We start from the raw sequence: 12720 nt of genomic DNA, 5'->3' as shown, positions 1-12720 counted from the left end.
ATATAGTAATAAACTATGTTCTCGATGGTGTAGATTCTCGCTTTGGGAACTATAAATCTCTTTCTATCTGGACCCCGGGATTGCAAATTCCGCAAAGCGGCTATATTTTACTGGTATTTTCTAACATAAGCTTGTAATTTCGGTTTACTGAAATAAAGTATAGGTTAGCAACAACTCATGAGTCAAAATAAAGCCAAAACAGGCATCTTGCTGGTAAATCTCGGTACACCCGACAGCACCGCCACCGGAGATGTACGAAAATACCTGAGAGAATTTTTAATGGATGGACGGGTGATCGACTTTCCGTTCATCCCCCGATGGTTGCTGGTAAACCTGATCATTGCCCCCTTCCGGGCACCGAAGTCGGCCGGAGAATACCGAAAACTCTGGACGGACCGGGGTTCTCCCCTGCTTTTCCATACCCAGGACTTAAAAGAAAAGTTGCTTCCCTTGATCGATCAATCCCGGTACCAGTTGGAAATCGCCATGCGGTACCAATCGCCGGGTATTGAGGAAGGATTAAAAGCCTTAAACAAAGCCAATGTAAAGGAAATCGTGGTATTGCCGCTGTTTCCGCAATACGCTTCCGCAACAAACGGCTCGGTGATCGATCGGGTCATGGAATTGGCCCGCAAGTGGCAGATCATTCCAAATATCCGCTTTATCAGCAATTTCGTGGATCACCCGCTATTTTTGGAAGCCTGGGTGGAATTGGGGAAAGAAATGATGGCGGAGCAGGAATACGACCGGTTTCTCTTTTCCTACCACGGCCTTCCGGAGCGACAGATACGAAAAGGATCCGTGGATGGCTACTGCCGGTTGGGCGATTGTTGTGCCCACTATACCAAAAAGAACCAGTTTTGCTACCGCGCGCAATGCTTCTACACTACCCGCCTGATTGCCGAAAAACTTCAATTGCCCGCAGAAAAAGTGGTGACCTGCTTTCAATCCCGGCTGGGTAAGGATCCCTGGATCAAGCCCTATACCGAAGATCTCATCCGGGAAATGGCCGCAGATGGAATCAAAAAGGTACTCGTCTTTTCACCGGCCTTTGTCGCCGATTGTCTGGAAACCACCGTGGAAGTGGGCGAGGAATACAAGGAGCAGTTCATTGAACAGGGTGGCGAACGCTGGGATCTGGTACCCAGCCTGAACTCCAGGGACACCTGGGTTCACTGCGTGAAGGAGTTGGTCACCTCCGAATCCTGATTCCAAAGATCCGGCTAGCAATCAAGCCAACAGGTCGAGCGCCATCTTCTTGTAGGGCTCCAGTGCAGGTACCGGTACCTGGGTTTCTTTGGCCTTCTCGTCCCATTCCCGCATTTTGAGGATCAATGCATGGTGTTCGTCGGCTTCAAATGCAGCTGCCTCCTCAGCACTCATCACTCCCCCCTGGTAATTGAGGGTCTGCTTGCTGGCCTCGGACAGTCGGTCGAAATAATCCGGGTTTTTATAGGTCAGGTACCGTTTCGCTTCCACGTGGCTTTCCACCAGGCGCGCCAACAGTTCGGGGAAGCCCAACTGCCTCAGGTAGTCCGCGCCAAGTTTTTCGTGATCCATTACGCCAAAGCCACCCATTTGCTTCAGCGCCTCCCGCTGCGCGAAAAGATGGCCCAGGTCGTGGAAAAAAGCAGCCAAAATCACTTCGGGTCCATACCCTTCGGATTCTGCCAATTGCGCAGCCTGACTCATGTGTTCCAACTGGGACACGGGTTCTCCGATGTAATCTGCATCACCATACGCTTCGTACAGAGAGAATACCTCATCTACGGTTTCCCGGGCAGTTTTTTTCATAGCTTTTGAATTTGGAAATGAAACTAATCATATTCCCGATCAATGCCTAGCCAAATTCATGAAAAATTAACAGAAGGATGAAGAGGAATGCCTTTCTACTGCGACTTTTTTTAAGTAATTTATCCGGAAAATAAGACGCCGGTAGGCAAAGGCTTCCAAGGTATCTCTTCGAGCCTGCGTTTAAACGGAAAGGCCTGATGAAAATGCCATACCCGGAGAGCTGTCCGGATCGGGAAAAAATCATCCGGGAAATGGAGACAGCTGGGCGAGATTCCCCGAAATCCGCTTTCGGACAGGTCGTACTGACCATTGGTACCCGGCAAGTCATGAGCATTTGAAAGAAACGATAAAAAAATGAAGAACCCCATCAAGCTAGCCGTATTTGACATGGCCGGTACTACCATCAAGGACCAGAGCAATGTGGCCGAAGCCTTTGTGAAAGCCTTTTCCAGGCATGGATACCCTGAGGTCAGCGTGCAGGAGGCGAACGAAAAGATGGGCTATCCTAAACCACTGGCAATCCGGGAAATGCTGAAGACCCATACGCCGGAAGGGGAGCTTGTTGCGGAAGAATTGGTGGAGGCGATTCATGACAGCTTTGTGGATGAAATGATTTGGTTTTATCGGGAGAGTCCCGATATCGCACCCATGGAAGACGCGCTGGAGGTGTTCGAAGCCTTGCAGCAAATGGGAATAAAAGTGGGACTGGACACGGGTTTTAGCAGGCCGATTGCCGATGTCATTCTGGACCGAATCGGCTGGAAGAATCATCCACTCATCGATATCACGGTGTGTAGCGACGAAGTCAGCAAAGGACGCCCCCACCCGGACATGATTTTAAAAATGATGGCTGCACTGGGCATCGGCAGCCCCCGTGAAGTCATTAAAATAGGGGATACGGAGGTGGACATCAACGAAGGCCTGAACTCCGGTTGCCTCATGAGCATCGCCGTGACCACCGGCGCATACACAGAGGCCGAGTTGGCGCCTCACAAGCCCTCGCACATTGTTCACCGACTGCTCGATATTTTGCCACTTGTAGCTCAGGAAATTGGGGAGCCTGTGCGCGAATGATTAGCTTTCCATCGCTTACAAAGAAACTGGCCTCCGCGCCCCCGCTGGTAATGAGCCTTTTTGCCGGGTCCATGGCATTTTTGACCTACAGTTGTATGTATGCGTTTCGAAAGCCTTTTGCATCCGCTACCTTTTCCGGGGAAGAATGGTGGGGGATTGACCTGAAAGTCTGGCTTATCCTCCTGCAGACCCTTGGGTACATGGCCAGTAAATTTTATGGCATCAAGCGCATCGCCGAACTCAAGGCCGAACACCGGGCCCGGCTAACCCTTCGCCTGATTGGAATTTCCTGGCTGGGTTTGTTGGGATTCGCCGTGTTACCCGCACCCTGGAATATTCTGTGTTTCCTGATCAACGGTTTTCCTTTGGGATTGATTTGGGGCCTGGTGTTTCACTACCTGGAGGGAAGGCGATTTACAGAAATGATGGGCAGCATACTGGCCGTTAGTTTTGTGTTTTCTTCGGGTTTTGTAAAGACAGTGGGTCGTTACCTCCTGATCGATTGGGGGGTAGACCCCTATTGGATGCCTTTTCTTACAGGTGCCCTTTTTATTCCGGTTCTCTTGATGAGTGTGTTTTTACTGGATCATACGCCGGCGCCCAGCGAAGCGGACATCCAACTAAAAACGGCACGAAAATCCATGAACGGAGAGGATCGGCGAACTTTTTTCCTCCGGTTTAGACCCGGGCTGATCATCCTGGTCCTGGTTTATATGGTGCTGACCGCCTTTCGGGATATTCGCGACAATTTTGTGGTGGAGATTTGGAAAGACCTAAACGTCCCGGCAGTGCCGGAATTACTTACCCAAACAGAAATTCCCATCACCCTCATTCTACTTTTGATGATGGGCCTGCTGGTCCTGGTAAAAAACAATTTCAAGGCCCTGTTTATTTACCATTTGATCATTGTCTCGGGCCTGGTACTGACGCTGGGAGCTACGCTGGCGATGATAAACGGTTGGCTTTCGCCGTTTTATTGGATGGTGGCAACCGGGACCGGTACCTACATGGCTTACATTCCTTTTAATTGCCTCCTGTTTGACCGCCTGCTTGCCTCCTTTAAATATGCGGGAAATGTGGGTTTTCTGATGTACCTGGTCGATAGCTTTGGCTACCTCGGATCGTCGGGCATCCTGATTTTTAAGCAATTTGGCAATTACGAGAGCATGAGCTGGTTTGGATTTTATTCTCAGGGACTGCTGCTATTGATGAGTTTGAGTGTGCTGCTAATGGCCGGAAGCGGGATATATTTTTATCGAAAACTTCGAGCCTACCAGCTGCTGAGTGACCCCAAGCCCCTCCCGGGCTAATCCCCCGTATCAACCGACAACCAAACCGGTATCCGACAAGGCGCCGGAAGCCCCGGGTTCAAAAGGAGCTAGCTCTGTTCTCGTTTATAACGAAACCAGTAATAGGCCGGAAACACCAGGGCTTTCAGCCGCCAGTCGTTTTTTTCGTGAAAAGAGAGGCGGGGATTTTTATTGATTTGCCGATAAAAGAGGCTGGCCATCACCAAATGGGCCAATACTAGTAGCAGGGCCACCGAATAAGCTATTAATTCGTTCATTTTTTGAATCGGGGAATAATGGCGGGAACTTCGTTTTTGTAGGCAGCATAATCGGAGCCGTATAGCGCTAACAGGTTCTGCTCTTCGTAATGGATGCCTACCGGCAGGTACCCCAACAGGGCAAGCAGATGAATCAGCGAAGCCCAATTGGGTACATACAGAAAATAGCCAAAAAAGATCAGGATCAGTCCCGCATAAAGCGGATGCCGCATGTACCGGTACCATCCTTCGGTCTGCAGAGGCTCGGTTGTAGAAATATCGTCCTGCGGCCGGAGCCCGATAAAACGGGTCACAGAGACCTGTTGCATACTTTTTACACAAATAATGGTGCCAAAGGTAGCAAACATAAACGCAAGGTAAGTGCTCCCCGGGCCGGGGGCAAACAACTTTGGCGAAGCAATACTTCCGGCATAAAGAAACAAGGCCAGAAAAAAAAGCCCGGAAAACGTACTGTATGCCAAACGGTACCATTTATACCGGCCTTTAAGGCGGGACCTGATTTTTCTTTTTATATTGAGCCTGGCCAGGAGGGTATGGCTGCCGTAAAAGAGCACCCATCCCATCGCCAATACGAGGTAGTCCATACAGCGTCAAATATCTGTATTATGATTGATTATGAAAAATTTACAGCTATATATTGAGCAAAGCCTATTGCATCCCGCAATAGATGAAAAATCCATCCAAACGCTGGTCCGGCAGGCGCTTCGCTACAGATTCCGCGCCGTTTGCATTCCTCCCTTTTGGGTAAAAAAAGTGGCAAGGGAACTGGCCGGCGAGGACATTCAGGTGGTGACGGTCATTGGCTTTCCCTTTGGATACAACATGAGCCAGACCAAGATGGCCGAGTGCCAGCAAGCACTGGAAGACGGAGCCGACGAATTGGATGTTGTCTGGTCTCTGACGGCCTTTAAATCCGGAATGAACTGGCCAAAAATCGAGCTGGCGCAATTGGCCAATCGGATACACGCCGCAGAAAAACTCCTAAAGGTGATCGTAGAAACGGCCTACCTGAATGCCGAAGAACTGGAACAAGCCTGCCTGCTTTGCCGGGATGCGGGTGCCGATTTTGTAAAAACCTCCACCGGATACGCGCCCGAGGGAGCCCGCGCAGTTACCGTCCGCGAGATGCGGCGTCTCTTACCCAGTCAGATCGGGATCAAAGCCAGCGGAGGCATCAAAACCCTGGAGCAGGCCCTGGAGATGATTCAGGCAGGAGCAGACCGAATCGGCAGCAGCAACGGCCACGGCATCATGGAAGCCTTTTTACAACAGGAGGGTTGACGAACCCGGTAGCAGCCGCACGGGCATCCGATTATCACTCGGATTGATTGAAGTAGATCAGAAAAAAGGGAATGATAAAAAAAGTCAGCAGTATGTACGCAAAACCGATAACACGGGTGCTCGCCGTTTTCTTACCAAAACTTCGGGCCATGCGAACCGGGATTTCCCGTACAGCCGGATAGGGAAGAAAAAGCATCGTTCCGATCAGGTTAAAGAGAACGTGGACGATGGCCACGCTGATCGCTGCCTCGGTTTTGTAGAGCGCGGCGATTACGGCAGTAATGGTGGTTCCCAGGTTTGCACCCATGATAAAGGGGAAAACCTTTCGCAATGCCACCTTCCCGGTAGCCACGGCAGTCACCATAAGCGAGGTTGTGACCGTACTGGACTGCACCGCAGCAGTGAAAAACATCCCATAGGCAAAAGATCGGTAGGGGAAATTAAAAATATGCTTCCGAATTTTTTTAAAATTAGGCGTAATCAGGGAGCGGTAGGCCAGGGAAGAAAGAATCTTGATACTCCCCACCAACAGCAGCACCCCTACCAACAAGGCAAGCAAGGGCCAATGCAGCCATTCAGACAAATGCACACTCAACGGCCGGAGAAAAAAACCCTGATACCCCGGTTCTCCCTCAAAGGTGGGGCTGCCGCTCACAAAGCCCTTTGTAATCCACGCAGATAACCTGCTCAGCAAGCCAAAATAAACCTCAAGCGGAAGCAATAGGATTACCGTAATGATGTTAAATACATCGTGAAGCACGCCTGCCGAAAGTGCTTTTCGAAAGGATTTCTTCTTCATGATATAGCCAAAAGCTACCAGGGTGCTGGTGAGGGTGGTGCCGATATTTGCTCCCATGATCAGGGGCACAGCCTGGGCGAGGGTCAGGTTACCCGAAGCCACCAGCACCACGACCATGGCCGAAACCGTGGAACTCGACTGAATCAGGGCCGTAGTCAACAAGCCTATAAACAAGCCAACAAAGGGATTGCTGGTCGCCATAAATAATGTATTGGCAACCTCGTTATTCAATCTGGCCAGGGAATACGTCAAAAAATCAATGGATACCATGAAGAGCAGCAAACCAAAAATAACGGTGACTGCCAAAATCAGATTTTTCTTATAGGTATTTCCGGCAGGAGCGGTGGTCATTCAAAAATGGGATTAGAAACGGGCCCTTTCAGCTTGCAAAATACGGACAGACAAAAGAGAAATACACACTTTTTGGATAAAACTTGTGTTAAAAGTTAAATCTTCTGTCCATTGCTGGTAGAAACGATTAAAAAGCAAAAAAGCTCGGCTAAGAAATAAAATTTTCTATTTTTGACCGGAGAAGGGCGGAAGAGATTGCGCTACATTCCGGCCTGGTTTCTACCTTTGGGTGGGGACTTAACAATTTGGTAACATTATCCTTAGAAAATCTTGTTTAATTTGCGACCGTATTCCACCGGCAAATCCAGCTTATGGCCAAACTAAAAGATCAAAACATCAACCAGGATGCTTTATCCAAAGCCGCCTATTCCCTTTTTGATTTTACCAAAAAAGAAAAATCCTTTCTTTTAATCATTTGTATTCTGATATCCATTGCCGGAATCATTACGCCTTATACCTACGCGGCCATGTGGTTTGGTTTTGCGCTGGCGGCTTATTCTGCCATCGCCAACGATAGTATTCAGACCATTGGTACCTTCATTGCATCCAATCAGAATAGAAAATGGTACTACCTATGGCTATTCATGGGCTTGATTTTCGTGGGAACGGTGACCTATAGCTGGTTTACCTACAACGGAGACGTCAGCTACCAACGCCTGCAAGTAGACGGTCTGGACAAAGCTCCCCAAAGCTTTGTTTTTTTGCAAATAGCAGCTCCGATCGTATTGTTGATCATGACCCGTCTCCGAATGCCGGTATCAACGACCTTCCTGCTGCTAAACGTTTTTACTTACAAAGCGGGAACCCTGCTCGGGGTGATGCAGAAAAGTTTTATCGGATATTTTTTGGCCTTTTTTGTGGCCATACTGGTATGGTACGTTCTCGAAAAGTTTGTGACCAATTACCTGAAAGGAAAGCCCGGAAACTACTGGTACGTCTTGCAATGGATTACTTCCGGCTGCCTGTGGGCAGTCTGGATCATGCAGGACGCAGCGAATATAGCGGTATTTCTTCCAAGGCAGTTGGGTGTTTGGGAATTTTCGGCCTACACGGGCTTTGTGTTTTTGGGTCTGGGCGCCCTCTTTTACATGAAAGGGGATAAAATTCAGGGTATCGTCAACGAGAAGACCCGGGTGACAGACGTACGGGCAGCCACCATTGTGGATTTGGTATATGCCGTCATACTGTTTTATTTTAAGGCCTACAGCAATATGCCCATGAGTACGACCTGGGTTTTTATTGGACTACTGGGCGGCCGGGAACTATCCATTGCCCTGGCCAAATCTAAAAAATTAAAAAAACGCAAAGCCCGGTTGGTGCGCGCCTACCGTCTGGCCAAAAACGACTTGGTCAAGGCGGGCATCGGACTGATCGTGTCTCTGGTATTGGCGTTAATCATCAACGAAGGTGTACGCAAAGAAATTCTGGAGCTGTTTTTTTAACATAGGAATTGGAACGGTACTCGGACGAATATTGGATGTACGAAGCCCTCAAACAGGCGGAAATTGCCTTTGAAGAGGGCGAAATCCCAGTGGGAGCAGTTATCGTGGTGAGAGACCGGATCATTGCCCGGGCCTACAATCAAACCGAAAAACTTACCGATGTGACCGCCCATGCCGAGATCCTCGCCATTACCGCGGCTTCCAACGCCCTGGGCGCCAAATACCTGTCCGAATGCAAACTTTACGTCACCCTTGAGCCTTGTCTGATGTGTGCTGGCGCCTGTTTCTGGGCCCAATTGGGCGAACTACACTACGGGAGTGCAGATCCTCATCGCGGCTACAGCCGTATTCCTCAGTCCCTGCTCCATCCAAAAACGAAAGTCAGCAGCGGCCTGTTAGCAGATGAATCCAAGAATTTATTGCAGGCATTTTTTAAAAATCTGAGAAATTAGATATTCAAGAGAATAAAAGAACCATTTTGAAGGTTCGTTGGTTTGTACTAATAGGTTTTTCAACACGAACCTACACCATCAACTAACTTTATGTTTCACTAAAAAACAGAAAAAATGGCTTTTGAACTTCCTAGTTTACCTTATGAAAAAAATGCATTGGAGCCCCATATCGATGCAAAAACCATGGAAATCCACCATGGAAAACACCACAACGCCTACGTAACCAAGCTAAACGATGCCATGGCAGGAACCGACCTGGCCTCCAAAAGTATCGAAGAAATCATGCAGGGGATATCCTCCGCTTCAGGAGCTGTGCGAAATAACGGGGGAGGCCATTACAACCATTCACTTTTTTGGACGATCCTTTCACCTAATGGAGGTGGAGCTCCCACCGGAGATCTCGCTGCCGCCATTGATAAAAAATTCGGATCCTTTGACAAATTCAAAGAGGAATTCTCAAATGCCGCTGCTACCCGATTTGGTTCCGGTTGGGCATGGTTGAGTGTTGCCAATGGAGAATTGCAGGTAAGTTCCACCCCAAATCAGGACAACCCGCTGATGGACATTGCGGAAACAAAAGGAACACCTATCCTGGGTCTGGACGTATGGGAACATGCCTATTACCTGAATTACCAAAACAGAAGACCCGACTACATCGCAGCTTTCTGGAATGTGGTCAATTGGGAAGAAGTGGCCAAAAAATACGCTGCTGCAATCTAAGCAAAGTAAACGCAACAGCTTTCGACTGAAAAATCCGTCCGGTGTATACCGGACGGATTTTTTTTTGTCCGCTAACCGTACAGGCCAGGTGTCCGGTATTGACACAGTAGCTAAATTCCTCCTTTATTCATCTATCTGATTTTCTGATGGTTATGTATTTTTATATGGTTTGGCACCTTTTTCCCATGGCATAGGCTGAACCGAATCAATGCAAACTATCATGAACGTCACCAGGCACATCTTTATTACCGCCTTCTTTTTTCTACTTGGCTTCAGTCACCTGGCAGCACAGGACCCAACGGCTACGGTCTCAGGCACCATCCGGGACGACGCCGGCGCGCCGGTACCCTATGCAAATGTCGTCCTGCTCGATGCAGCTACCGGGGAATTGGTAATCGGCACCGTGTCTGAGGAAGGGGGCGGATTTCTTCTGTCGGCTCCAGCCTTGCGGGAACTAACCCTCAGTATCTCAAGCATTGGGCTCGAATCCTTCCGAAGCGAGGCCTTTCGTCTGGACCCGGGGACGAAAAAAGATTTCGGCAGCCTGCGTTTGGGATCTGAGCTGGCAGGATTGGACGAGGTAACGGTAAGAGCCGCCCGTCCGAACGTAGTAATTCAAGCCGACAAAACCGTGGTAACCGTGGAAGGTACCGTATTGGCGGAGGGCAACACCGCTCTGGACGTCATCGGCCGTTCTCCCGGCGTCTTCGTAGACGCGGACGGGAACATCCAATTGAACGGACGCACGGGCCTTATTGTCCTGATTGATGACCGGCAAACTTACATGAGTGCAGCCGATCTGGCTAATTTTCTCCGGGCGATGCCAGCGGATAATATCCGAAGCATTGAAGTGATCCAAAACCCTCCGGCGAAATACGATGCCGAGGGAGCTGCCGGAGTGATCAACCTCGTCTTGAAGAAAAACACGATCAATGGTACCCATGGGAACCTTCATGCCGGCAGTCAATTCAACGGCCTGCACACGCCTTCTGCAGGGGCCACCCTGAATGTGAAAAAAGACAAGTGGACCTCCAACGTCGGCCTGAACTACAATCAGTGGGGTAGGTTTACGGATCTGGAAATTTTAAGACGGTTTCAATTGGAAAATGGCCTGTCTGCCTTTGACCAGGAGGCCCGTCTAAAATTACTCCGAAACAATCTGTTCTTCTCCGCCGGGACGGAGTACCAGATCAACGACAGGCATTCGCTGGGAGTCAACGTACAGGCTTCCGGACAAAAAGGTACCGAAGACGGAAACTCGCTGACGGCAATCACCAATCCTGACAATGCAAATCTCAACTACCTGAACGCATTGAACGATTCCGAATCGGACAATACCCGGACGTTTGGAAACCTTCACTATACCGGCAAACTCGATACCCTTGGCACAAAAATCTCTGCAGATATTGATTATACCCACATGGATGCCGGCAGCCTGAGCCTATTGAGTAACCAATATTGGCAGAATGAAAACAGCTCCGCCGGGAGTTCCGACAGAATTCGTACGGCAAACGAAATGGACTATACCATTTTTACTGCAAAAGTTGACTTCACCAAGCCCCTTGGAGCAGAAAAGGAACTGGAAACCGGATTAAAGGGAAGTTGGGTACGCTCGGATAATCTGTTGGATATTTCGAAAAGCGAGGAAGAAGGACCCTTTGCACCGGACCCCAACAGCAATCGTTTCATCTATCGTGAAAACGTTCTGGCTGCCTACGCTTCTTACAAGATGCCACTTAGCGAAAAACTACGCTTTCAGGCAGGACTTCGGGCAGAATATGCAGCCATAGAGGGCCATTCGGTGACTCGATCGGAGATCAATACGCAGGAATACCTGGACCTCTTTCCCAGTGCCTACCTGCAGCATCAGGTGTCCGAAGACTACCAAATCGTGTATAACCTGAATCGTAGAATTACCCGGCCGTACTACCGGCAATTGAATCCTTTTGTCTTTTACATTGACCCGCTTACTACAGAAGAAGGGAACCCCAAGCTCCGACCGCAATATGCGAACAACCTGGAGATGAACCACATCCTCAAAAACGCGTACCAGTTTTCCCTCTCTTTTTCTCAAACCGAAAATGCCTTTGGCCAAATCATGGTCCAAGACGAGGAAACCCGGAAAACGAGCATACAGATGCAAAACCTCGACCGCATCCAACACCTGAGCCTGAGGGCGGTGGTACCCGTAGAGTTTGCCGAATGGTACAGCACCAGCAACATGCTGCAGCTCAACGGCAATACGTTCCAATCGCAGCTGGGTGAGGAATTGCTGGACGAAAAACAATTTTCATTCATGGTCCGAAGCCAACACAACCTGCTGCTTCCCAAAGGCTTTAAGCTGGAAATGGTGGGAATGTACCGGAGCCCCTTTAGGGACGGGCAGTTGGTCATCCAGGGCATGAGCTGGGTGGATGCCGGTATCACCAAAACCTTTTACGAGGATAAATTGAGCCTGACCCTGAATGGATCCGATATTTTCCGAACGATGAAATTTAAAGGAAACATTGATTTCGACCGCATCGATACCGACGTGAGACAGTACAATAGCATGCAAAGTATCCGGTTTACCCTTCGCTGGAAGTTCTCCCAGGGAGAACAATTCAACGTGAGCCAACGAAGCGGCAGTACCGAGGAAAGAAACCGACTGGAATAAGTTTAGATTAGGTTTTTTGAATTCGCTAAAAACAGCATCCGGTGGATGCTGTTTTTGTTTTATCAGACACGAGGCCGGCAATGGCCCGCCTACTGAAAATGGTATAGAAAAATGAGGTGTGCAGCCAGTGCAGGCTTTCGCTCGCCCTTGATCTCAATTTTTACCTTCATTTCGGTTTTTATCGTTCCCCTGAGGTCGCTGATATTCGCCAGGGTGGCGGTCATTCGAATTTCGTCGTTTACCTTCACCGGATTGGCAAATCGGAGGTTCTCAATTCCATAATTGACCATCATTTTGAGATTATTTACCTGCACGATCTGGTTCCAGAGAAAAGGGACCAGGGAAAGGGTCAGGTATCCGTGGGCAATGGTGCCTCCAAAAGCGCCTTCCGCCCTGGCTTTTTCCGGGTCCGTATGGATCCACTGATGATCCAGGGTGGCATCTGCAAACAGATTGATCTGTTCTTGGCTCACCCGGTGAAAATCCGACTGCCCCAATTCCTCACCAATGTACTGTTGGAAATCTTCAAAGCTATTTATGATCAGTTTGCTCATCGTTGGGTTGGTTATAAAAAAATAAAAGTA

Annotated in this window: 14 protein-coding genes; 9 read left to right on the top strand and 5 right to left on the bottom strand. The window is 49.1% G+C overall.

All coding sequences use genetic code 11. The features are described 5' to 3' along the window. Positions 1-177 precede the first annotated feature (177 nt). Positions 178-1209 carry a ferrochelatase gene (gene hemH / locus ABWH99_RS02950; protein WP_375584825.1) on the top strand — a complete coding sequence of 344 codons (1032 nt, stop codon included), beginning with the start codon at positions 178-180 and terminating at the stop codon, positions 1207-1209. A gap of 21 nt (positions 1210-1230) precedes the next feature. Here hemH and ABWH99_RS02945 read toward each other — a convergent pair whose 3' ends face one another. After that, entirely contained in the window at positions 1231-1794 is a 564-nt protein-coding gene (locus ABWH99_RS02945; RefSeq protein ID WP_375584824.1) for a phosphonate degradation HD-domain oxygenase, read from the bottom strand. Positions 1795-1991: 197 nt separating this feature from the next. Here ABWH99_RS02945 and ABWH99_RS02940 point away from each other — a divergent pair, with 197 nt between their 5' ends. Genes ABWH99_RS02940 through ABWH99_RS02930 form a run of 3 tightly spaced genes read left to right on the top strand, consistent with a single transcriptional unit; the run spans position 1992 to position 4178 of the window. Then, the gene (locus tag ABWH99_RS02940; protein WP_375584823.1) at positions 1992-2132 is read left to right on the top strand and encodes a hypothetical protein; all 141 of its coding nucleotides are present in this window, start codon (positions 1992-1994) and stop codon (positions 2130-2132) included. A gap of 16 nt (positions 2133-2148) precedes the next feature. Further along, complete coding sequence (locus ABWH99_RS02935; protein ID WP_375584822.1) at positions 2149-2868, top strand: HAD-IA family hydrolase; 720 nt, start codon at positions 2149-2151, stop codon at positions 2866-2868. Next, complete coding sequence (locus tag ABWH99_RS02930) at positions 2865-4178, top strand: DUF5690 family protein (RefSeq protein WP_375584821.1); 1314 nt, start codon at positions 2865-2867, stop codon at positions 4176-4178. The genes ABWH99_RS02935 and ABWH99_RS02930 overlap by 4 nt, the downstream gene beginning before the upstream one ends. 68 nt (positions 4179-4246) lie before the next feature. Here the strand turns inward: ABWH99_RS02930 and ABWH99_RS02925 are convergent, their stop codons facing one another. After that, positions 4247-4435, bottom strand: coding sequence for a hypothetical protein (locus ABWH99_RS02925; protein ID WP_375584820.1), 189 nt, complete (start codon positions 4433-4435; stop codon positions 4247-4249). Next, complete coding sequence (locus ABWH99_RS02920; protein ID WP_375584819.1) at positions 4432-5019, bottom strand: methyltransferase family protein; 588 nt, start codon at positions 5017-5019, stop codon at positions 4432-4434. Before ABWH99_RS02920 ends, ABWH99_RS02925 begins: the two co-directional genes overlap by 4 nt. A gap of 31 nt (positions 5020-5050) precedes the next feature. On the opposite strand from ABWH99_RS02920, the gene deoC reads away from it, so the two are divergent. Next, a complete protein-coding gene (gene deoC, locus ABWH99_RS02915) occupies positions 5051-5716 on the top strand; it encodes a deoxyribose-phosphate aldolase (protein ID WP_375584818.1) in 666 nt (221 codons plus the stop codon). Positions 5717-5750: 34 nt separating this feature from the next. Here the strand turns inward: deoC and ABWH99_RS02910 are convergent, their stop codons facing one another. Then, the gene (locus ABWH99_RS02910) at positions 5751-6866 is read right to left on the bottom strand and encodes a Na/Pi symporter (RefSeq protein WP_375584817.1); all 1116 of its coding nucleotides are present in this window, start codon (positions 6864-6866) and stop codon (positions 5751-5753) included. A gap of 311 nt (positions 6867-7177) precedes the next feature. Between ABWH99_RS02910 and ABWH99_RS02905 the strand changes: the two genes are divergently transcribed. From ABWH99_RS02905 to ABWH99_RS02890, 4 genes are all read left to right on the top strand, one after another. Beyond that, on the top strand, positions 7178-8308 hold the full coding sequence (locus ABWH99_RS02905; RefSeq protein WP_375584816.1) for a hypothetical protein: 1131 nt from the start codon (positions 7178-7180) through the stop codon (positions 8306-8308). An 8-nt stretch (positions 8309-8316) separates the two neighbouring features. Beyond that, a complete protein-coding gene (locus ABWH99_RS02900; RefSeq protein ID WP_375584815.1) occupies positions 8317-8760 on the top strand; it encodes a nucleoside deaminase in 444 nt (147 codons plus the stop codon). Positions 8761-8874: 114 nt separating this feature from the next. After that, positions 8875-9480, top strand: a complete 606-nt coding sequence (locus ABWH99_RS02895) for a superoxide dismutase (RefSeq protein WP_375584814.1) — start codon at positions 8875-8877, stop codon at positions 9478-9480. Positions 9481-9700: 220 nt separating this feature from the next. Beyond that, entirely contained in the window at positions 9701-12136 is a 2436-nt protein-coding gene (locus ABWH99_RS02890; protein WP_375584813.1) for an outer membrane beta-barrel protein, read from the top strand. 89 nt (positions 12137-12225) lie between these two features. Here ABWH99_RS02890 and ABWH99_RS02885 read toward each other — a convergent pair whose 3' ends face one another. Then, a complete protein-coding gene (locus ABWH99_RS02885; protein ID WP_375584812.1) occupies positions 12226-12690 on the bottom strand; it encodes a MaoC family dehydratase in 465 nt (154 codons plus the stop codon). Positions 12691-12720 lie beyond the last annotated feature (30 nt).

The sequence above is a fragment of the Cyclobacterium xiamenense genome (assembly GCF_042140265.1).
Classification (GTDB): domain Bacteria; phylum Bacteroidota; class Bacteroidia; order Cytophagales; family Cyclobacteriaceae; genus Cyclobacterium; species Cyclobacterium xiamenense_A.
The sequence above is the reverse complement of the archived record's forward strand: the minus strand, read 5'-3'. Positions and strand labels throughout refer to the sequence as shown.